We start from the raw sequence: 21463 nt of genomic DNA on the forward strand, positions 1-21463 counted from the left end.
GCTTTACTAAATATTAGTACAGAATGTATAACTTGTTATAGTACACTCAGATGGCTATATGGATCTGAAAATCCCATTTATATACAATGCTATAGTGGCTAACCACGTGATTATAGTAGTTTGTCAAAATAATAGATCAAAAAGGAGAAATCTACATGAGTAATGATACCGAGCAAAGAGTTAAAGCTGCCGTAGCTGAGCAACTAGGTATGAATGTTGAAGACATCAACAATGATGCTTCATTTATGGAAGACTTAGGCGCTGATTCACTGGATTTAGTTGAGTTGGTTATGTCATTTGAAAGCGATTTTGGCATCACAATTCCTGACGAAGATTCAGCAGAATTAACGACTGTTCAAAAAGCAATCGACTACGTACAAGCACAGCTATAATTAGCGACTTGCTCAATAGGTTCGATATGACCGCTTATCTTAATAGATAGGCGGTTTTTTTATGTTTGTCATTTCTCTTTATTGTTATTACACTTATAACAACTGATTTAATATTAGCGTTAACATTGGCTACGCCAAATCAACATTACTCAACATACTCTTACTGTTTATCGCTTATGGCTTTGCTTATACTCATAATGGTAAGCACAAAAGGGTGATAACCGATATGCGTTATCATCGAAACAACAATGATGCATAATAATTAATAATATTTTAAGGAGCAGTTATATGGGTATGTTCAGTTTTGCAAAAGACATTGGTGATAAAATCTTTAATCGTGATGACGCCAAGCATGACGCTAAAGTAGAAACCAAAGCAGATGCTAATACACCAGTACAGAGTACTGAGCCTTCAGCGCAATCAGTAGCCAATATTTTACTTCGTCGTATTCAGCAGCAAAATCTAAATATTAGTGATTTAAAGATTAAGTATAATGGGTCAACCGATACTGCAGAAATTAGTGGTAAAGCTAAGACTCAAGCTGATCGCGAAAAAGCTATTATTGCCATCGGTAATGTACAAAACGTGGCTAAAGTCATTGATAATATCGATATTGAAGAGCAGTCACCTGAGTCGACTATGTACACTGTAAAATCTGGTGATAGCTTGTCTAAAATTGCAAAAGATGTTTATGGTTCAACTGGCGATTATATGAAGATATTTGAAGCCAATAAGCCGATGTTATCTGACCCAGACAAGATTTATCCTGGTCAAGTACTACGTATTCCTAAATAGTTGTCATTTTTTAAGTCATTATAAGTATCGAAACACTCATAGTATTTTGGATACTTAGAATATGGCTGAATAAAAACACCTCAAAATATGAGGTGTTTTTTTATGTATAAAATATAGAGTTAAAAATTAGGCTTCTAATTATTAATAAGTAAGATATCCAATTTATGACGCTGTTCGGCGACTGCCCAATCTATATGTTCGTCAAGCATCGTGTTATGTAGCCCAAGTTTTGCTTGTAATGCTTCGATGTTTTCTTGATTAACGGTGGCATTGCCAAGACCGATAGCGATATTACGCAGAAAATTCACATAACCGGTGCGTCTAAGTGGGCTACCTTCGGTCTTTTTCATAAACTCTGCTTCTTGCCATTGCCACAATTCCAGCAAACTGCTGCTGTCAAGGCGATGCCTTGGCGCAAAATCCTCTACGGGCGTCAGATTGGCATAGCGGTTCCATGGGCAAATCAGCTGACAGTCATCACAACCAAAGATACGATTGCCAATAGCGCGGCGGTATTTTTCATCAATAACACCGTCATGTTCAATCGTAAGATAAGAGATGCAAGCTGACGCATTAAGCTCATAAGGGGCGACAATGGCTTGAGTGGGACAGATATCAATACAGGCGCTGCAACTGCCGCAATGCTCTTTAACTGGCTCATCGTCAGGTAGTTCAAGGCTCATAAACAGCTCTCCGAGCACAAAGAACGAGCCGGCTTGTTTGTTTATGAGTAATGTATGCTTGCCAGTCCAGCCAAGACCCGCAGCATCAGCAATCGGTCGCTCAAAGATAGGAGCTGAGTCACTAAAAGGTCTAAAAATAAAATCTGTGTCAGCGCCAATATCTAGATGTCGCCATTCAGGAAGCATCGCCTCGATTTTTAACGCCAGCTGCTTAAGGCGACTGCGCATGGTTTTATGATAGTCGCGCCCTCTTGCATAGCGAGCAATGATACCTTGGTTAGGATAATCATTGTCAGTCACAGTACGTGGTGTTGGGGTTTGAGTGAGATAATCCATACGCACACTAATAATGGTTTTTGCACCTTCTACCAGTTGCTCAGGGTGCGCACGCAGATGATGATTGCTATGCATAAACTGTAATTGTGCTTGATAGCCTTTGGCCAACCACTGTCTTAACTGTTCAGTCTGCTTAACAAACAGAGGGTGATGTACCGATAAAAAGCCGCAATCGGCAAACCCTAACGATTGCGCTGTCTCTTTAATCCAGTGTTTAATATCTGTTGTAGTAGTAAAATCATGCGTATTGTTGATAGCAATCTTTTTAGCAGAGACGCTAGTAGGTAATGATGGCATCTGCGTTTGAGAGTTTGTTTGAGATTTATTGCTCATGTCTGACGATCAATGATAATGTGAATATGGATATGATAAGCCAGTGAGCGAAGAGCGCAAGTATCAAAGTGAATAAATCCGTATAAATATAGATTTATATGGATTAAACCTAATTAATTGACCTTAAAGTCAATAGCAGCAAATACATACATCAATTTTGGTTTGTACTGATAATAAGTCAGAAGCTTAGCCAAATCTTATAATAATAATCGAGGGTTAGTCATGCCAACGTCAAATGAATTGTCATTGAAAACTACCATGCCGGTCGGTCTATATAGCAGCAAGCAGCTCTATGTGATAGAACAAGCATGGTTTGCACAAGGCAATAACAGCTTTGCTCTAATGCAACAAGCGGCTTGGCAAATGGTGAAGCATATTGAGATACTTTATGAAGAAAAATGTTTGAATGAGCAATTAGCAAAGCAGGGCATTGCCTCTCGTCCTGTTAATCGTCCGTGCCGTGTCAGTGTTTGGGTCGGAAAAGGTAATAATGGTGGCGATGGGTGGCTTGTTGCGTATTATTTACAGCAGAGAGGCTGGCAAGTACAAGTCATTACGGTTGGCTTTGAGAAACAAGATTTTGTTATAAAAGATAATATAGAAAGTTCTAATGAAGATAATAAAAACCCAATTGCTGATGCGACAAAGGCGTTACAGCTGGCACTATCTGCTGATTGTAAATATCGATGCTTTGAAAATATCGATGATAGAAGCATGAGCGCTTTGCCGGCGGATGTTTATATCGATGCGATATTTGGTATTGGATTCAATCGTGCAGCGAGCGCTATTTATCAGCAAGCAATTTGCGCTTTCAACGAAGCAGCAGAGCATGTTAAAGCATTGGTCATCGCGGTTGATATCCCAAGTGGCTTGGTTGCCTCTACTGGTCAGGTATTTGAGCGTGTTGCGATAGCCGCAGATGTGACCTTATGTCTGATCGCACGTAAATTTGGTCTGCATACCAAAGACGGGCTCGATTATAGCGGCGCCGTGATTGATATACCGCTGATACCCCATCTAGCAAATGATAACGCGCTTATTCCTATCGCTACCCTTATTAATTCGCCTAATCGATTAAAGCCACGCAGACAAAACAGTCATAAAGGCAGCTATGGGCATGTATTAATCATTGGCGGCAATCATATTGATAACTCACAAGGCATGGGCGGAGCAGCCATATTATCGGCATCGAGCGCGATGGCGACGGGCAGTGGTAAAATAACAGTTGCCTGTCATAAGGCTTACCATGGGGCGTTATTAACCTCGCTACCAGATGCAATGAGCATGGATTTGCATGATACCCAAGGAGTAAAACGCCTAATTAAAGAAGCCAGTGTGATTGCTATTGGTATGGGCCTGGGGCGTGATGAAAAAGCAAAATTGCTATTTACTGAATATCTGCAGGCTGCGGTAGCCGAAGGTAAGCCTATAATCATTGATGCCGATGGTCTTTATCATTTGGCTTCATTGCATCGGGAAAACCATATGCTTATAGCCGAGCTAAAAACACATAGTAAAACTTATCAAGTGTGTTTAACGCCACATAGTGGGGAAGCTGCTAGATTATTAAATAAAAAGGTAGATGAGATAGAAAATGATAGATTGGCTGCAATAACAGAGGGTGCAGCAATTTATGGCGGTGATTGGGTGTTAAAGGGAGCAGGGTCGTTAATTCTGGAGCAGCAATCAGCGCAAGCGCATGTTTATGTATGCGGTGTGGGCAATGCTGGCATGGCGACCGCTGGTATGGGTGATGTACTTGCAGGTGTCATTACTGGGCTATGGGCACAGGATGATTTAAAACATGAACTACGCAGTTTGCACCAAGCAGTCATTATCCATGGATTAGCAGGCGATGTTCTAGTCAACCAGACGAGAAATAACGATGATAATTTATTATTGGTGGGGCAGCGAGGTCTGCAAGCTCAAGATATGCCAGCAGCTATCCGTCATGTGATGCATCTCATAACAGATAGCCTTTAACGATTTAATGTCACCTCAGCTAAATGTGTTTAAACACCAAATTGAAGATTAGCCACAATACTGGGTAATGGCTTGTTGAACACGTTCACGCTTAAGCTCAATCTCACGACCATCTAGATATTGGCGTTTGCCATTGGCATCCATCTCATAAATACGTCCGCCCACATTTAGATTGGTTAAATTATTGCGTAACGATTGACAACGCTGGGCATTGGCTTGGGCTTCTTGCTCTTTGATGCGTGCTTCTAATTGGGCAACGCGCTGTTCTTCTGCGCTTTGCGGCGCACTTTGATTGGCTTCGGTTTTACCTGCCAGCTGTCCAGCATTGCTCTGTCTACCGTCACTACGAAACTCGATAACTTCGATATTCCTACCATTTTGCGGCGCATATTGGCTGTACTTGACTTCACCATGTGCGCCAATAGATTTGTATACCTGAATGGCATGAGTGGCGCTCATTGGTAGCATGAACATACACGCAGTGCTGACACTGATAAGTAGTTTGGTAGCCGTGCTTATCGTAGACGCTTGTGCCATAGTAACAGCCCTCTTAATGGGTAAAAAATACAGCTATCGTTCAGTTAAGCATAAGGGTTAATAGAATCGATAACAATATAAATACATAATGGCTTGATTCTAGCAAATAATACTTATGAATGTACATTGTTTAATAACCAATAGTTGGGGATAGGGTTTAGAAGTTTTTCTTGACAATAGCTCACAAACCATCGAATATAATAGCAGTTGATTGGTCAGTGAGCGGCTTTTATGATATTGCCGTGGCACTTGAAAATAAGGACTACGGGTTGCTTATCGGTAGCTTGCTTAGCCTTATTATCTTTGTGACAATGATATAAAATAAATAGCGCTTGTAATAATGCTATTCAAATCTATATTTATTGTCTCCGGACTTATCTGTCTACAATGACTAAGATAAACTTATTATTACTGTGTCTCATAAGATTTTGCTGTTGTAAAAATAGAATGTCATGTGTGTTTTTAACATCTCCTCATCAAACAGGTTATAAGATTTCGTAATCATATAACATGATATAAGCTATAAAATATAAGCTTTGAGATTTGTTCTATCATTCTGTATCCGTCTATTTGTCATTAGCGCAATCTTGTATGCACTACAAATAATAAGCTTCTTTTATAGATGCACTCGCATCTTGTCACTGTATATCGATAAAACCCTGTCGCAAAGCTGACCTTAAATATATTGCTATGTTTGAGTAGTATGCTGTCTTATAACACAGCGTAACTTAGACGTAGCGGGCACATATTCTTGCCACAAAAAAAGGTGACGACAGTGACGCAAACCACGCAAAGTCCGAATATGACTGGACATACCCAAACGGGTCATGCTGCCAAGAATTTCCCTGAAAAGCAGCAACGCCTTGCCGAAGGAAGCAATGAGCCTGTAATGCTATCTGGTGCTGAGATGTTGGTGCAAGCACTAACGGATGAGGGCGTCAAATACATTTTTGGTTATCCAGGCGGTGCGGTCCTTCATATCTATGACGCCTTATTTCAACAAGACAATGTTGAGCATATTCTGGTACGTCATGAACAAGCCGCAGGTCACATGGCAGATGCTTATTCAAGAGTAACTGGCAACACGGGTGTGGTGCTAGCGACTTCAGGTCCTGGTGCGACCAATACAGTGACAGCTATTGCCACTGCTTTTATGGATTCTGTACCGATGGTGATCATCGCAGGTCAGGTGCCTAGTAGTCTGATCGGTGAAGATGCTTTCCAAGAAACCGATATGATTGGTGTGTCACGCCCAATCGTGAAGCATAGCTTTCAAGTGCGCCATGCTAGCGAAATCCCAATGATTGTCAAAAAAGCCTTTTATATTGCCCAGTCTGGACGTCCGGGTCCTGTTGTCATCGATGTGCCAAAAGACATGACTGCGCCTAGCGAAAAATTTGCTTATGAATATCCAAAAGAGGTATTTATACGCTCATATCAGCCGTCATTAAAAGGTCATAGTGGTCAAATCAAAAAGGCGGTTGAAACCTTACTTGCGGCTAAGCGCCCGATTATCTACTCTGGTGGCGGTGTAGTTTTAGGTAATGCCTATAAAGAATTAACGGCGCTTGCCCATCGTTTAAACCTACCAGTCACCAATACCTTAATGGGTTTGGGTGCTTTTCCTGGCTCTGATGAGCAGTTCTTGGGTATGCTTGGTATGCATGGCACTTATGAAGCCAATATGACCATGCATCATTCTGACGTTATATTGGCAGTTGGGGCACGCTTTGATGATCGCGTGACCAATAACGTCAAAAAATTCTGTCCAAATGCGACGATTATTCATATTGATATTGACCCAACGTCTATCTCAAAAACGATCTTTGCTCATATTCCTATCGTTGGCGATGTGAAATCAGTGCTTACTGACATGATAGACATTATTGGCGAAGATAAAGAGTTAGACCAACCGGCGTTATTGGATTGGTGGTCACAGATTAATGAGTGGCGCAAGCGTCATGGTTTGCGCTATGACACCAGTACCGATAATGGTATTAAGCCACAAGCGGTCGTTCAAGCTTTAGATAAAGTGACTAATAGTAATGCGATTATCACGAGTGACGTTGGTCAACATCAGATGTTTGCCGCGCTTTACTATACCTATAATGAGCCACGTCAATGGCTGAACTCAGGTGGTCTTGGTACTATGGGCGTTGGCTTGCCATATGCGATGGCAGCCAAACTTGCTAATCCTGAGCGTGATGTGGTTTGTATTACCGGCGAAGGCTCTATTCAGATGAATATCCAAGAACTGTCTACTTGTTTGCAGTATGATTTGCCAGTTAAAATCCTAAACTTGAATAATGCACAGTTGGGTATGGTAAAACAGTGGCAAGACATGCTATATGAAGGTCGTCACGCACATTCTTACATGAATTCTTTACCAGACTTTGTCAAGCTTGCTGAAAGCTATGGTCACGTCGGTATCAAGATTACTGACCCTGCGACCATGGAAGCACAATTGGCTGAAGCCATGGCAATAAAAGACAGGTTGGTATTTATCGATGTTTACGTCGATCGTAATGAGCATGTATATCCGATGCAAATCGCTGGGCAAACGATGCGTGATATGTGGTTAACAAAAGGGGAGCGTACCTAATGCAACAACAACATCTGATTTCGGTATTGATGGAAAACGAAGCGGGTTCGTTGTCGCGTTTAGTCGGCTTGTTCTCACAACGTGGCTACAATATCGAAACGCTAAACGTCGCGCCTACTGATGATCCAAGTATTTCACGTCTGACAGTAACGACAATCACATCACCTGAAAAAATAGAACAAATTACCAAGCAATTGCATAAATTGATCGAAGTGGTTAAAGTGCTTAATCTCTCAGATACCGTACACGTCGAACGTGAGTTGATGCTAATCAAAGTACGCGCGACGGGTGGCGTACGTGAAGAGATCAAACGCAGTGCCGATATTTTTCGTGCACAGATCGTTGACGTCAATGCCAACTTATATACGATTCAAATCGTCGGTGATAAAGCTAAGCTCGATGGTTTTATTGATGTTATTGGTCGCGAACGTATCATGGAAGTAGTACGTTCAGGCGTCATTGGTATTGCTCGTGGTGATAAAACGCTAAGCCTATAATCAGCGTTTATGATCTTCAAAATATAGTATTTCAAACTTATTTATTCAACATCAACATAGCGCTTATCTCACCAATCACTTCGATAAGGTGACTATAATTTAAGTGTTTATTTATCCATGGTACGCCATGATTTAGGAAAAGGACTCTGTTTATGAACGTTTATTATGATAAAGATTGTGATCTATCAATCGTCCAAGGTAAAAAAGTCGCCATTATTGGTTATGGTTCACAAGGTCATGCGCACGCGCTTAACCTACAAGATTCAAACGTCGATGTGACGGTTGGTCTACGTGCTAACTCTGGCTCATGGAAGAAAGCAGAAAATGCTGGCTTAAAAGTTGCTGAAGTAGAAGAGGCGGTAAAAGCGGCTGACATCATCATGATTTTGACGCCTGATGAGTTCCAAAAAGAGCTTTATAACGATGTGATTGAGCCAAACATCAAGCAGGGCGCAACACTAGCCTTTGCTCATGGTTTTGCGATTCATTATAACCAAGTTATACCACGTAGCGATCTTGACGTCATCATGGTGGCACCAAAAGCACCAGGTCATACCGTTCGTTCAGAGTTTGCTAAAGGCGGTGGTATCCCAGATCTTATCGCTATCTATCAAGATGCGTCAGGTCAAGCCAAGCAATTAGCACTATCTTATGCTGCTGGTGTTGGTGGTGGACGTTCAGGTATTATCGAAACGACCTTTAAAGATGAAACTGAAACTGACCTATTTGGTGAGCAAGCGGTTCTTTGTGGTGGCGCAGTAGAGCTAGTAAAAATGGGTTTTGAGACCTTAACTGAAGCGGGCTATGCACCAGAAATGGCTTACTTTGAGTGCTTACATGAGCTAAAGCTTATTGTCGACTTGATGTATGAAGGCGGTATCGCTGACATGAACTACTCAATCAGTAACAACGCTGAATATGGCGAATATGTGACTGGTCCTGAAGTGATCAATGAGCAATCACGTGAAGCCATGCGTAATGCGTTAAAACGCATTCAATCTGGCGAATACGCAAAAATGTTCATCAGTGAAGGTGCGACCAATTATCCATCAATGACTGCTCGTCGTCGTAACAATGCAGAGCATCAAATCGAAATCACAGGCGCTAAGCTACGTGGTATGATGCCTTGGATCGGTGGCAATAAAATCATCGATAAAGACAAAAACTAATTTGCTATTGAGCATTAGTAAAAAAATTAGTCTAAAAAAGCCCATGTTATCAGTGATAGCATGGGCTTTTTATTTTTAGTAGGCGATGTTTTATAAAGTATTTTTATCATCGCCAGTCTGTACTGGTTGAAAATCTGACTTCGCTGCCTAATATAGGCAAGCATTATCATATCTATTAACGGCTTACTCGGTTAAATAGGTATCGCTATTTTTATTCTTGCAATATAAATGCCAAGGATTCTTTTATTCTATAGATTACAGGTTGTTTGTTGTGCAAATATCTTATCCTGATTGGCTAACACCGCAATTCATATACATTACTCTGAGCGCTATCGTTGCCGTTTTGATTTGGATCGAAGGGGAAATGCTCAAAAAAACCGGCGGCAAACTACCTAACTCTAAGTTCTTTCAAATCAGCTCAATTCTAGATACCTCATGGTTTTTCATCTCAGTAGTGATGCTATATACGATTGATTTGACACCACTAGCCGTTGCTGTACCAGCGGCTTACGGTCTTTATACGACCTTTGGCTGGATCTATGGTGCACGTTTATTGAAGCGTAAAGGCATTCCTGACTCTCCGAAAGACTTGGTCATACCTGCTAAATATATCGCTTATAGTCAGTCATTTTCGCTGATATTTTTTGCGCTATGTTTATTGGTATTGAGCTCACCGTGGTTGCCGATTGCTGTATAGTTTGCTTTTAATAAAGTAGCAAATATAATTCCTATCACTGCGATTTGTCGAAAGCGATATCTAAGTCCTTTGTAAATCTCGAAATGTAAGTGGTAAAAAAGCATTTTATATCAACGTATTAAGTCTCAAGTAGTTAATAGTAATAATTATTTAAAATTGACTTGAATAGGTTACAAAAATCATCAATTTAAGCTGTTGCGCTTAAAAAAAGCTGTTATAATCAGCTTGTACTCAAAGGATTTCGGGTAAAAATATTAAGATCTCTATTAGAGGTTTCAATGATTTTACCCACGCATTCTGCAAGAAAAACTTAGGTATATATCAATTAATCGGTGATGACACAAGTCTCGCCAACAGTTAAAGAGTTAGGAAAATTTATGTCAGATAAAGTTGAAGGCACTGTAAAGTGGTTTAATGAAGCTAAAGGTTTTGGTTTTATCGCGCAAGACAACGGCGGACAAGACGTATTCGCTCACTACAGCGCTATCCAAGGCGGTGGTTTCAAAACTCTAGCCGAAGGCCAAAAAGTGTCTTTCATCTTAGGTGATGGCAAGAAAGGCCCACAAGCTGAGCAAATCGAAGCTATCTAATCTCATTTGACATTGAGTAAGCTGTTCTTCAGCGCGCTTAATGACAGTAAGATTATCAATATGCATTGATGCCTTTGTTTGTTAAAACAATAAAAATACTGTTTAGACTTTAAAAAAGAGCAACCTCTGATCAGGTTGCTTTTTTTATGATCTTTTTTTGATTTAATTCTTATGATAATGAGATGGTATTGGTTTGTATTAACGGTTATAAATGACTTAGATAGCTTGTAGAAATCAGAAAATAATAAGAATAATGATAAGAAAATGGTGTGAATAGGCGCTTATAAACTGTTTATTGTAGAATGGTGACAAATTTATGACGCATTATTCACGGCGTTGTCTTGACCTTAGGGCTGAGCTCACGCAAGATACATAGGTCTGATAATAACGGTTGGCTTAGCTTTGGCAGATTTTATAGATAGAGAGTGTGATGCCAGTATATTGTTTATGGTCTGATATTTTTTATTACATTATAGATGCTGACGCAGCAATCAACCTTGAGTACTATTTCGAACGACGATTTTAAAGAAATGAACCTTTGGTTCTTAACTGGCAATTTTAATTCATAACATTAATAAACGAGGAACGTATGAAAGCATTAGTAGCGGTCAAGCGTGTCATTGATTACAACGTAAAAGTTCGTGTAAAAGCTGATAATTCTGGCGTAGATTTATCTAACACTAAAATGTCAATCAACCCTTTTGATGAAATTGCAGTAGAAGAAGCGGTTCGTCTTAAAGAAGCGGGTGTGATTGATGAAATCATCGTTGCCTCAATTGGTCCAAAAGAGTCACAAGAGCAGATTCGTGCCGCTTTAGCACTGGGTGCTGATCGTGGCATCTTGGTAGTAACTGATGCAAAACCTTATCCTCTACAAATCGCTAAAATCTTGAAAAATATCGCTGAATCTGAAGCTACCGATATTATTCTACTAGGTAAGCAAGCGATTGATGATGATAATAACCAAACGGGTCAAATGCTAGCGGCATTGATGGGTATCGGTCAGGGTACATTTGCATCAGAAGTAAAGGTTGAAGGCGATAAAGTTAATGTAACGCGTGAAATCGATGGTGGTTTGCAAACGGTTGCGCTTGATTTGCCAGCGGTTATTACCACTGATTTACGTTTGAATGAGCCACGTTATGCAAAATTGCCTAACATCATGAAAGCGAAGAAAAAGCAGCTTGATGAAAAAACACCTGCTGATTTTGGTGTTGATATGGCATCTAAGCAAGAAATCATTAAAGTTGTACCACCTGCTGAGCGTAAAGCTGGTATCAAAGTGGGTTCAGTTGATGAGTTGGTCGATAAGCTAAGAAACGAAGCAAAAGTCATTTAATACTTTGCTAGTGCCTATCTACTGCAAAGCCATGACGTCCTAAATAAGTTTTATTGAACTTGGACATAATAGGGCTTTGTGTACCAACAACCTCATGAATAGATGATACGAATAAATAAAGGACAAAAACAATGGCAATTTTGGTATATGCAGAACACGACAATGCCAGTCTAAAAAAGGCAACTTTGAATACGATCGCTGCTGCTCAGCAAATTGGCGGTGATATTCATGTATTGATCGCTGGTAGTGGTGCGCAAGCAGCAGCTGACGAAGCAGCAAAAGCAGCAGGCGTTAGCAAAGTATTACTAGCAGACAACGCAGCTTATGAGCATCAATTAGCAGGTAACTTAGCGCTATTGGTCGCTGATATTGCTGGTGAGTACAGTCATATTCTTGCACCTGCTACAACCACTGGTAAAAATTTCTTACCACGCGTTGCCGCATTACTTGATGTCAGCATGTTATCAGAAATCTCTGCTGTGGTAGATGCACAAACGTTTGAGCGTCCTATCTATGCTGGTAACGCGACTGCAACGGTTAAGACGACAGAAGATAAAGTGGTATTAACCGTACGTACCACTGCTTTTGATCCAGTAGCAAGTGAAGGTGGTTCAGCCGCTGTTGAAACTCTTGACAATGTGCAAGAGCTTGGCAAATCAAGCTTTGTTAATGAAGAGATGGCTAAGTCTGACCGTCCTGAATTGACGTCAGCCAGCATCGTGGTTTCTGGTGGTCGTGCCCTAGCAAATGGTGAAAACTTCACTAAATATATCGAGCCATTGGCTGATAAACTTGGCGCTGCTGTTGGTGCATCACGTGCCGCTGTCGACGCAGGCTATGTACCAAACGATATGCAGGTTGGTCAAACAGGTAAAATCGTTGCACCAGACTTATATATCGCAGCTGGTATTTCAGGCGCTATTCAGCATTTAGCGGGTATGAAAGATTCTAAAGTCATCGTTGCTATCAATAATGACCCAGAATCACCTATCGCTAGCGTTGCCGATTACTTCTTAGAAGCTGATTTATTTGCAGCCTTACCTGAACTGACCAGTAAAATCTAAGTACTTGTTAGTGAAAGTAAAATAAAAAACCCGCTATCATTGATTGCGGGTTTTTTTGTATTCAACTTAAAAATCGTCTTGCTGATTCAGTTAAATGATATTAGTTATAACTTCTTTGACGTAATGTCTCATACAAACATAGTGAGCCTGCAATCGCAACATTGAGGCTTTCTTGCCCATTGGGCTGTGGTAGAGCGATAGGGGTTGCGCACTGCATCAGCTCGTTACAAACCCCTTGACCTTCATGTCCCATAATCCAAGCGATTGGTTTTTTTAAATCATGCTGATAGATGACGGTATCAGTGTGCGAGCTGGTGGCAAATAGAGGGGTTTGCACATGGTCTAAAACCTCTTGTACACTTAATCCCTCATATATATTTAGGGCAAACTGGGCACCCATTCCTGCCCGTAATGTTTTTGGTGACCAAGCTTGCGCAGTAGCGCTGGTGCAAAGTATGTTTTTGATTCCAACAGCTGCTGCCGTGCGCAGTAATGTGCCGACATTACCACTATCTTGAACGTCATTGAGAATCAAGCAGTCATCATGAATCATAGATAGGCTAGGGGTTGGCATCTTAATCACTGCCATAATGTCAATCCCAGTACCTAAGCTACGAATACTTTCATAAAGCGCATCCGATAAGGTTAAGATAGGCGTATAAGTGGGCAGGCGGGTGAGAACTTGCTGCACCTCTGGATGATGGTGTGCGGACTCTGCTAGCAATATTTGCACAAATGGATAATCGCTACGAAGGGCAGCATCAATAAGATGAATACCTTCAATGACAGTTTGTCCATGTTTGTTACGTTGGCGAGCTTGCGTCAATAACGCTTTTACTAGCTTGACCGTTGTATTCTTATCTGAGGTAATCAGCTCGGTGGGATTTGCTACCATAATAGATCGCTTAGAGAAAAAGTATAAAATATAGACAGCGCCTATAAAATGATTATTGATATGGCTTTATAGGTGCTGTCAAAATGTGCTTGTATGTCTTATTTATCAGTATGGTTTAAATGCAACTCTTTAATATAGTCGACTTCATTTTTACTGCCAAGTACTACAGGCACGCGTTGATGAATGTCAATCGGCTCTATATCTAAAATGCGATTGACTGCATCCGTTGCCCCGCCGCTAGCACGTTCAATTAATAAACTCATGGGATTGGCTTCATACATGAGACGTAATTTGCCTGCTTTATTGGCGTATTTGGTATCAAATGGATATGTGAATAAACCACCGCGGCATAGAATGCGATGAACATCACCAACCATGGCGGCAACCCAGCGCGTATTAAAATCGCGACCACGTACGCCTGTCTCGCCAGCGATAAGCTCATCGATATATTGCTGCATTGGCGCGCGCCAATAACGGTAGTTTGAGGCATTGATAGCATATTCGCTAGTATCGGCATCGATTGTGACATTTTCTTCTATCAATACATAGTCATTGGTATCTGGATCTAGGCTAAACATGACTACATTATCTGTGATGGTCAGCGTGAGAACGGTAGAGGTGCCATATAGTAAGTAACCGGCTGCTAGCTGCTGATTACCCGCTTGTAAAAAGTCGCTATTTTCACTAACTTGACCTTGACGCTGGTACGGTAAAATAGAGAATATAGTACCGACAGCCATATTGATGTCGATATTAGACGAGCCATCGAGTGGGTCAAACAATACCAATAAACTGCCATCAACATTGGCAGGAGTGGCGTCGTCAAGCTCTTCTGAAGCAACACCAGCACAATGGCTGTTTTGTGCCAATGCATCTAACAATAAGTCATTGGCTAAGACATCTAACTTCTTCTGGTCTTCACCTTGCACATTTTGATTACCCGCTTCACCAAGGATGTCTGCCAAAGCGCCTTTTCTTAAGAGCTGTGAGATGGTCTTGCCGACGTCAGTAACGGTAGTGATAACGTCATTGAGGGCAGGAGTGGTGGCTTTAGTGTTCAAATACTGTGCTAAGGTTGTCATAGTGTTTCCTAATGAATAATTCTGATAAAGAGTGGTACAAGCTAAGTATGGAATGCGTGTTTAAGAATTGATTACGTTATATTGATATGAGAGATATTGTTAAATACTGACTAAGGCGTCTTTGTCCTGACCTGAAAATCAGCTACACTAACACTATTATTATTCAATTATGGTTTAAGAGGCTGTCTTTTGATACGGTTGCCAAATGATGTGCTGCTATTCTCTAAAATGAGAGCCACATCTATTTTAATATTGCTTATATCATTGCGGTAAATTGTAGCAAATAAGCAGCAAAATGTCCTTGTCTGTATGCATGTCTGCCGTATTATCGAGCCAAAACCGTTAAAAAAACGAATGATAACTTATTATAAAATCATACAAACCCTTAATGAAGACGTGTCCTTATGTCAAATTCTATCGATAGCCAATCACTACCTACCGTCTCGCCGACAGACTACGCAAGATTTGATCCTGATACGATTCATGAAAAACTTGATGCGTCATTGAGTCGTCCGCAGCTCAATACTGATGGTAGTATTCGTCATTTTTTAGGTATCGAAGGTCTTAATAAAGCCCAGCTGCAGGCGATTATCGCTAAAGCTGAGTCATTTTTTGATGATAAGGGACAGCTGATTAACCGTCCTGAGCTTGAAGGCTATACGGTGATGAATCTGTTTTTTGAGCCATCGACGCGCACACGTACCACGTTTGAAGTAGCAGAAAAACGTTTAGGCGCTAATGTATTAAATATCGATATCGAACGCTCTAGCACCAAAAAAGGCGAAAGCTTACGCGATACGTTATGGAATCTGCAAGCGATGACGGCAGATATCTTTGTGGTACGTCATTCAGCATCAGGTGCGGCACATTTTATGGCGACTGAAGTGACGCCAGATATTGCCATTATCAATGGTGGTGATGGTTGGCATGCGCATCCAACGCAAGGCATGCTTGATATGCTGACTATTCACCGTGAGGCGCCGCGTCCTTTTGAAGAGCTGTCGGTTGCAATCGTTGGCGATATCAAACACTCGCGAGTAGCACGCTCTGACATCAGTGCGCTACAAACATTGGGTGTAAAAGACATTCGCGTCTGCGCACCTCGTACGTTATTACCAAAAGGGATTGAGCGTTTTGGTGTGCAAGTATATGAGAATATGAATGAATGCGTGACGGACTGTGATGTCATTATGGGCTTGAGAATTCAAAATGAGCGTATTGGCTCACCGCTCCTCGCCTCATCGAGTGAATACTATAAGCACTATGGTATTACTCCTGAGCGCGTGGCACTGGCGAAGCCTGATGCTCTAGTTATGCACCCAGGACCGATGAACCGCGGTGTTGAGATTGCCTCAAGCGTTGCCGATGGTGCGCAATCTGTGATTTTAAAACAGGTTAATAACGGCATTGCTATTCGTATGGCGGTACTGTCACTGGCGATGGAAGGTCAGCGCGCGCATCAAGCGGCTGGTCATTAATATTTAGCTCGCCTGTTTTATTCTTATTTATCCCATTTCATTGATACGGTAATAACGCTCATGGTTCACATTACGAATTCAGATGTTCATATGCACGACTTACTTCCAAAAGTATTTAAAGAATCACTGTCACAAATCGCCACTGCTCAGTTAGCAAAGCTGACGAGCGAGCGCGAGACATGGATATTACCACCGCTGGTTGATTTGTGCGCCCGCTTACGTGAGCCGGGTCAACAGCAGCATGGTACATTAGAGTCAGAAGGGCGTGCGGCCCGTGCCAATGGTTTTTTGCATGTGGTGATTCCCCCTGATACCAATCCTATTTTAGAAAATGGCTCGCTCTTAAAAGGCTTGCGTGAGCGTGCACTCGATGATGGCGGCATCTATTTACATATTTTGGGTGCGTTGACTGCTGGCTTGGAGGGTGAACGTCCGTCTAATATTGCAGGACTTAAAAAAGGCGGCTGTATTGCCGTCTCCAATGCTCGCAGACCCTTTCAAAACGACTTAGTGCTCTTACGTACACTTGAGTATGCGGCGACGTTTGGCATGAAGGTATTCTTTTATCCTGATGAGCCTAGTCTATCTGGTGATGGCGTTGCACATGAAGGCTATATCGCTTCTTATCATGGTCTGCAGGGTATTCCTTGGATTGCAGAAACCGTCGCTTTATCAACGCAGTTACTTATGGTGGAAGAAACGGGCATAGCTGCTCACTTTAGCCAATTATCTTGTAAGTCGTCAATTGAGCTGATGCGCTGGGCGAAAGATAAAGGTTTACCAGTTACTTGTGACGTGGCAATGCATCAGTTGTATTTAACCGATGATAATCTGGAAGGCTTTAACGCTCAAGCATATGTATTACCCCCTTTGCGTAGTAATACCGATCAGCAAGCGATTCGCCGTGGTCTAAAAGATGGCACAATTGATGCAATTTGCAGTCATCATGAGCCGTTAAACAGTACCGCGAAAAAAGCCCCATTTGCTGAAAGTACGCCCGGTATCTCAAATTTTGATACCTTTATGGCGCTGGCGTGCCAGCTGGTAAAAGATGAGGTGTTAACACTTGAGCAGCTGGTCGATAAAATCTGCTTAAATCCTGCAAAAATTGCGGGTATCAGCGAGCAATATGAGACTATCGGGGGCGCAGTACTGGTCGATCCCAATCTTGAATGGCAGGTGACTAGCGAATCCATGTTATCAAACGGCAAAAATACGCCATTCTTTAACCAAACACTGCAAGGGCGTGTTGTGGAGACTTTCTTTGGCTAATTTGCCTAGGCAGGATGATAGTCTAGAGTCTTCGTCAGAGGGCAATTCATCAAAAGATAACCATCCGTCTTCAGACCCAAGACACAATGAGCCTCGCACGACGTCAAGCGAATCTATCAAAGCAGTAGCAATCTATGAAGTCGTAAAGGGTATTGGCGCACTACTAGGTGCATTGGCTTTATGGTCGTGGCATACCGACCTTGAGCATTGGCTCATTACGGCGACGGCTTCTTGGCAACAAGTATTTGGTCAGTTATTAGCGCCGCAAGTTGACAGTGCGGTACGTATTGCACAGATGGCAAGCAAAAACTGGTCGGTATTCTTATTATTGATTTTTGCTTATGCCAGTTTGCGTTTTGTCGAGGCATATGGCTTATGGCAAGATAAAACATGGGCTTACTGGTTTGGGGTACTGGGTTATGGAATATTTATTCCTATTGAACTCTACTATCTGATTGTGAGTCCGTTTGATTGGTTCAAACTTACCATATTGGTGTCGAATATTATTATTGTGATTGTGGTTTATCGTAATATGAAACGAAAGGGTTTAATCTAATCAGGTTTCCTTAATTTCAAATGACAATTTAAAAAGCCAGCTTAAGATATTTATCTTAAACTGGCTTTTTTATAAATAACGTAATCTAAGATTTATATATTGGCTGTTTTTTCATCAGTACGAATGCTTTTGGCGACCTTGCCTACACTTAACCCTTGTACCAGTATAGAGAATATAACGACTGCATAAGTTAGGGCCAATAGTATATCGCGTTCAGATCCTGTTGGGAGTTGCAATACTAAAGCAACTGAAATACCACCTCGTAGTCCACCCCATGTTAGCACCTTCCAAGCCCCTGCTGGCAAGTCAAGTTGTCGATGAAAGGTTTTGGTGGTCATGCCGACCACAATAAATCGAGCAAGTAAGGCAATCACAATCGTTAAAGCGCCAGCGATAAATAAATTGGCTGAATAAGCAATCATCACCACTTCAAGACCGATTAATACAAATAAAATTGCGTTCAAAATCTCATCGATCAATTCCCAAAACAAATCAACATAATGGCGCGTCTTATCACTCATCGCTAGTGCTCGTCCGCGATTACCAAGCATCAGCCCCATCATTACCATTGCTAGTGGTCCCGATAAATGCCAATGACTGGCCAGCGCATAGCCGCCTATGACACCAGCAAGGGTCAATAGAACCTCTTCTTGATAGCTATCGATGCTTTTGAGCATGTAATATAAAATCGCGCCAAGTACTAAGCCAAAAATAATACCGCCACCAGCCTCGACTGCCAAGGTGTGCACCACATAATTGGCGGTTGGGATATCACCACTCGATAAAATACCGAGCAGCAGTACAAAGATGACGACGCCGATACCATCGTTAAATAGCGATTCGCCCGCGATGACCGTTTCTATGCTTTTTGGGGCGCCAGCAGAGTCTAAAATACCCATCACTGCAATAGGGTCGGTTGGAGATATCAAAGCGCCAAATAGTAAGCACCATAAAAAAGACAGCTCGAAACCAAACAGCGGCAACATTAGATATAGAGCACCTGCAATCAGCAGTGCTGATACTAAAGTACCTATGAAAGCTAGAATGCCAATAGGCAGCTTATAACGTTTTAGATCACCAATATTGACGTGCAAAGCGGCAGCAAATAACAGCATAGACAGCATGCCATCAAGTAAGACTTCAGTGAAATCAAGCTGGCCTAATAGACTGACTTCATAATCAATAAGCTGATCAAACCCTAAAAATCCTAAAAATATCGCCCCGATCGACAATAATATCGAGATAACCATTACACCGATAGTTGTTGGTAGGCCAATAAATCGATGGTTAACGTAAGTTAATAGGGCAGTGATAGATAAAAATATCGCGCTAATTTCGAGTATGGTCAGGCTGCTCGTAGGGTCCATAAAAAAGTCTCAAGTGGGTAATAAAAGGTGTCAACTATGCTCTGACTTGTTTCGATTGGGCTTGTAGTGCCTGACGAATATGGGCATCAAAATCACTAACATAATGAAAATAGTGTTGCTGGGCGTTTTCACTCATAATAAATTTCTCTGCTTGTTGGCACATTGCGGTCAAATCATCAGCGAGTTGATGGTAATTTAAATTATCCGCGCCGGCACGCTCAATCAATTTTATCTCATGTATGAGAGTTTGCTGCTGCGCCTCATTAACCCTAGCATAATTCAAGTCAATCATTGCCTGACATAGCGCCTTTAATACCATCAAATCTGCTGCCGCATAACGCCGTATCTCACCAAGTGAGCTATCAATAAAATCTGATATTTTAGGGATACGTGTAACAACGGCAAGGATGGCTGACGGCTGATGGCTGATAGTATCTGGTGTATCTGTCTCATCTAACGGTTTATAAAAATGATACGGCGTCGGCGGTTGACAGCGCATCATAATGCTCAGACAGCTGGTCAGCGATTGAACACAGTTAACCGCTGTTTTTGGGTCATTGATACCTGGTGACAATGCGCGGACAGCAATTTCAGTCATTTGCCCTAAGCTATAGGCAATATCATTAGATTGCGTCAAGCGCTGTTCAAGACGTATACAACCAGCAAAACGTTGCCAAAACAGCCCATCAGGCGAACGTGGCACAAGCGCCAAATGCGGCGTTTTTGTTTTTTGTAGGTTAGTTGGATGGTCTGCCGGACGCTGATAAAAATAGCCAATCACATTTTTATCGGTGACAAAGTGACCGAGACTGCTATTTATTTCTACCACGCCGCCATAATCTTGCGATAGGGTAATGAGCGATTCAAAATAAATCTGCTGCAAATAGCCCGAGTACGGTGGATAAATAGGCGTCGCAGACCAGTGATGAAATTGTTCGATATCATGATGCTCGATATTACGTTGGTGCTCGATATCGCAGCGGTCGCTGTACCAATAATGAATGTTTTTAATTGCCTCATTGCTGGCACCTTCAATCACATGCGATGCCTGAATGGCATGTACCATATGCTGTACAAAATAGACCAGTAGAAGGGCACAAATAATCGCCATAATAATGGCAAAAGTCACCGACAATTGCGGCACACCAAAACCAACATCGTATTTATGAATGGCTTTTAACACCAGCAAACTATAGCTAAACGTACCGATGAACGCGCCCAAAACGAACTGATTGGGCGTATCGGTCAAAAAATTGCGTAGTAATCGGGGTCCAAATTGTGAAGATGCCATCGATAATACAGCAATGGTAATCGAGAAAGTCGTGCCTGCCACGCCAAGTACTGCACCAGCAATGGTAGTCATAATAGCGCGCGCTGCGTCATCATCGCCAGTGAAGGCAAAGGTAATTTCTCTGACCATGTCGCGATCAAAATGCTCATCGATCGTCACAAGGATAGGAGCGAGCAAGATGCCTACCAGCACACAGGCAGTCGGTATAAACCAGTAAGAGCCAATCAGCTGTTGCCATAAATTCGTTAGGCGATCGGGTAAATTGGTAAGCGTTTTTAGCGACCATAACTGAAAAAACTGCCGCAGTCTTTTGAGACTTGACGTTGATAGACGGTTAAATAAGTTGTCTTCAGCATGTTTAGTCAACGTGAGCAGCTCCAAAAATGATCGTAGTATTTCTTTTGTTGCCAGCAGTTATATAGAACATGACTGCTGACAACAAAAGCTCTTAAAAACAAATTACCTGATTCACTGCAAATAATCCATTAAAAACAGGATAAAAAAT

At 41.7% G+C, this 21463-nt stretch carries 19 protein-coding genes; 13 read left to right on the forward strand and 6 right to left on the reverse strand.

Features of this window, described 5'->3' with window-relative positions:
- Nucleotides 1-155: 155 nt before the first annotated feature.
- Entirely contained in the window at nt 156-392 is a 237-nt protein-coding gene (gene acpP / locus PCRYO_RS02680) for an acyl carrier protein (RefSeq protein ID WP_011279816.1), read from the forward strand.
- A gap of 288 nt (nt 393-680) precedes the next feature.
- Complete coding sequence (gene lysM, locus PCRYO_RS02685; protein ID WP_011512872.1) at nt 681-1187, forward strand: peptidoglycan-binding protein LysM; 507 nt, start codon at nt 681-683, stop codon at nt 1185-1187.
- Between the two features lie 134 nt (nt 1188-1321).
- Here the strand turns inward: lysM and queG are convergent, their stop codons facing one another.
- Nucleotides 1322-2539: a tRNA epoxyqueuosine(34) reductase QueG gene (queG, locus tag PCRYO_RS02690; RefSeq protein ID WP_011512873.1), complete on the reverse strand. Its 1218-nt coding sequence runs from the start codon at nt 2537-2539 to the stop codon at nt 1322-1324.
- 222 nt (nt 2540-2761) lie between these two features.
- Between queG and PCRYO_RS02695 the strand changes: the two genes are divergently transcribed.
- Nucleotides 2762-4522, forward strand: coding sequence for an NAD(P)H-hydrate dehydratase (locus PCRYO_RS02695; RefSeq protein WP_011512874.1), 1761 nt, complete (start codon nt 2762-2764; stop codon nt 4520-4522).
- Nucleotides 4523-4570: 48 nt separating this feature from the next.
- Here the strand turns inward: PCRYO_RS02695 and PCRYO_RS02700 are convergent, their stop codons facing one another.
- Nucleotides 4571-5059 carry a DUF4124 domain-containing protein gene (locus PCRYO_RS02700; protein WP_011512875.1) on the reverse strand — a complete coding sequence of 163 codons (489 nt, stop codon included), beginning with the start codon at nt 5057-5059 and terminating at the stop codon, nt 4571-4573.
- A gap of 889 nt (nt 5060-5948) precedes the next feature.
- On the opposite strand from PCRYO_RS02700, the gene PCRYO_RS02705 reads away from it, so the two are divergent.
- From PCRYO_RS02705 to PCRYO_RS02735, 7 genes are all read left to right on the forward strand, one after another.
- Nucleotides 5949-7661 (forward strand): acetolactate synthase 3 large subunit, encoded by a 1713-nt coding sequence (locus tag PCRYO_RS02705; protein ID WP_011512876.1) that lies wholly within the window; start codon nt 5949-5951, stop codon nt 7659-7661.
- On the forward strand, nt 7661-8158 hold the full coding sequence (gene ilvN / locus PCRYO_RS02710; RefSeq protein ID WP_011512877.1) for an acetolactate synthase small subunit: 498 nt from the start codon (nt 7661-7663) through the stop codon (nt 8156-8158). Before PCRYO_RS02705 ends, ilvN begins: the two co-directional genes overlap by 1 nt.
- A 152-nt stretch (nt 8159-8310) precedes the next feature.
- Nucleotides 8311-9327 (forward strand): ketol-acid reductoisomerase, encoded by a 1017-nt coding sequence (gene ilvC, locus PCRYO_RS02715; RefSeq protein WP_011512878.1) that lies wholly within the window; start codon nt 8311-8313, stop codon nt 9325-9327.
- Nucleotides 9328-9598: 271 nt separating this feature from the next.
- Entirely contained in the window at nt 9599-10024 is a 426-nt protein-coding gene (locus PCRYO_RS02720; RefSeq protein WP_011512879.1) for a hypothetical protein, read from the forward strand.
- A gap of 377 nt (nt 10025-10401) precedes the next feature.
- Nucleotides 10402-10614: a cold-shock protein gene (locus PCRYO_RS02725; protein ID WP_010196799.1), complete on the forward strand. Its 213-nt coding sequence runs from the start codon at nt 10402-10404 to the stop codon at nt 10612-10614.
- A 589-nt stretch (nt 10615-11203) separates the two neighbouring features.
- Complete coding sequence (locus tag PCRYO_RS02730; protein ID WP_011512880.1) at nt 11204-11953, forward strand: electron transfer flavoprotein subunit beta/FixA family protein; 750 nt, start codon at nt 11204-11206, stop codon at nt 11951-11953.
- Between the two features lie 131 nt (nt 11954-12084).
- The gene (locus PCRYO_RS02735) at nt 12085-13017 is read left to right on the forward strand and encodes an electron transfer flavoprotein subunit alpha/FixB family protein (RefSeq protein WP_011512881.1); all 933 of its coding nucleotides are present in this window, start codon (nt 12085-12087) and stop codon (nt 13015-13017) included.
- A 100-nt stretch (nt 13018-13117) separates the two neighbouring features.
- On the opposite strand, the gene PCRYO_RS02740 is transcribed toward PCRYO_RS02735, so the two are convergent.
- The gene (locus PCRYO_RS02740; RefSeq protein WP_011512882.1) at nt 13118-13912 is read right to left on the reverse strand and encodes a TrmH family RNA methyltransferase; all 795 of its coding nucleotides are present in this window, start codon (nt 13910-13912) and stop codon (nt 13118-13120) included.
- A gap of 98 nt (nt 13913-14010) precedes the next feature.
- The gene (locus PCRYO_RS02745) at nt 14011-14994 is read right to left on the reverse strand and encodes a class 1 fructose-bisphosphatase (protein ID WP_011512883.1); all 984 of its coding nucleotides are present in this window, start codon (nt 14992-14994) and stop codon (nt 14011-14013) included.
- 404 nt (nt 14995-15398) lie between these two features.
- Here PCRYO_RS02745 and PCRYO_RS02750 point away from each other — a divergent pair, with 404 nt between their 5' ends.
- The 3 genes from PCRYO_RS02750 (at nt 15399) to PCRYO_RS02760 (ending at nt 18300) form a co-directional block, all read left to right on the forward strand.
- Entirely contained in the window at nt 15399-16472 is a 1074-nt protein-coding gene (locus PCRYO_RS02750; RefSeq protein ID WP_011512884.1) for an aspartate carbamoyltransferase catalytic subunit, read from the forward strand.
- A 90-nt stretch (nt 16473-16562) separates the two neighbouring features.
- A complete protein-coding gene (locus tag PCRYO_RS02755) occupies nt 16563-17744 on the forward strand; it encodes a dihydroorotase (protein WP_011512885.1) in 1182 nt (393 codons plus the stop codon).
- A complete protein-coding gene (locus tag PCRYO_RS02760) occupies nt 17737-18300 on the forward strand; it encodes a DUF2127 domain-containing protein (protein ID WP_011512886.1) in 564 nt (187 codons plus the stop codon). Before PCRYO_RS02755 ends, PCRYO_RS02760 begins: the two co-directional genes overlap by 8 nt.
- 92 nt (nt 18301-18392) lie before the next feature.
- Here PCRYO_RS02760 and PCRYO_RS02765 read toward each other — a convergent pair whose 3' ends face one another.
- A complete protein-coding gene (locus PCRYO_RS02765) occupies nt 18393-19667 on the reverse strand; it encodes a cation:proton antiporter (RefSeq protein WP_011512887.1) in 1275 nt (424 codons plus the stop codon).
- Between the two features lie 34 nt (nt 19668-19701).
- The gene (locus PCRYO_RS02770) at nt 19702-21324 is read right to left on the reverse strand and encodes a DUF2254 domain-containing protein (protein WP_011512888.1); all 1623 of its coding nucleotides are present in this window, start codon (nt 21322-21324) and stop codon (nt 19702-19704) included.
- Nucleotides 21325-21463 lie beyond the last annotated feature (139 nt).

Source organism: Psychrobacter cryohalolentis K5, assembly GCF_000013905.1.
In the GTDB taxonomy this organism is placed as follows: domain Bacteria; phylum Pseudomonadota; class Gammaproteobacteria; order Pseudomonadales; family Moraxellaceae; genus Psychrobacter; species Psychrobacter cryohalolentis.

What these genes read in the sequence shown, in the direction of transcription:
- acpP (WP_011279816.1), top strand. Translation starts at nt 156, where the DNA reads ATGAGTAATGATACCGAGCAAAGAGTTAAAGCTGCCGTAGCTGAGCAA.
- lysM (WP_011512872.1), top strand. Translation starts at nt 681, where the DNA reads ATGGGTATGTTCAGTTTTGCAAAAGACATTGGTGATAAAATCTTTAAT.
- queG (WP_011512873.1), bottom strand. Translation starts at nt 2,539, where the DNA reads ATGAGCAATAAATCTCAAACAAACTCTCAAACGCAGATGCCATCATTA.
- PCRYO_RS02695 (WP_011512874.1), top strand. Translation starts at nt 2,762, where the DNA reads ATGCCAACGTCAAATGAATTGTCATTGAAAACTACCATGCCGGTCGGT.
- PCRYO_RS02700 (WP_011512875.1), bottom strand. Translation starts at nt 5,059, where the DNA reads ATGGCACAAGCGTCTACGATAAGCACGGCTACCAAACTACTTATCAGT.
- PCRYO_RS02705 (WP_011512876.1), top strand. Translation starts at nt 5,949, where the DNA reads ATGCTATCTGGTGCTGAGATGTTGGTGCAAGCACTAACGGATGAGGGC.
- ilvN (WP_011512877.1), top strand. Translation starts at nt 7,661, where the DNA reads ATGCAACAACAACATCTGATTTCGGTATTGATGGAAAACGAAGCGGGT.
- ilvC (WP_011512878.1), top strand. Translation starts at nt 8,311, where the DNA reads ATGAACGTTTATTATGATAAAGATTGTGATCTATCAATCGTCCAAGGT.
- PCRYO_RS02725 (WP_010196799.1), top strand. Translation starts at nt 10,402, where the DNA reads ATGTCAGATAAAGTTGAAGGCACTGTAAAGTGGTTTAATGAAGCTAAA.
- PCRYO_RS02730 (WP_011512880.1), top strand. Translation starts at nt 11,204, where the DNA reads ATGAAAGCATTAGTAGCGGTCAAGCGTGTCATTGATTACAACGTAAAA.
- PCRYO_RS02735 (WP_011512881.1), top strand. Translation starts at nt 12,085, where the DNA reads ATGGCAATTTTGGTATATGCAGAACACGACAATGCCAGTCTAAAAAAG.
- PCRYO_RS02740 (WP_011512882.1), bottom strand. Translation starts at nt 13,912, where the DNA reads ATGGTAGCAAATCCCACCGAGCTGATTACCTCAGATAAGAATACAACG.
- PCRYO_RS02745 (WP_011512883.1), bottom strand. Translation starts at nt 14,994, where the DNA reads ATGACAACCTTAGCACAGTATTTGAACACTAAAGCCACCACTCCTGCC.
- PCRYO_RS02750 (WP_011512884.1), top strand. Translation starts at nt 15,399, where the DNA reads ATGTCAAATTCTATCGATAGCCAATCACTACCTACCGTCTCGCCGACA.
- PCRYO_RS02755 (WP_011512885.1), top strand. Translation starts at nt 16,563, where the DNA reads ATGCACGACTTACTTCCAAAAGTATTTAAAGAATCACTGTCACAAATC.
- PCRYO_RS02765 (WP_011512887.1), bottom strand. Translation starts at nt 19,667, where the DNA reads ATGGACCCTACGAGCAGCCTGACCATACTCGAAATTAGCGCGATATTT.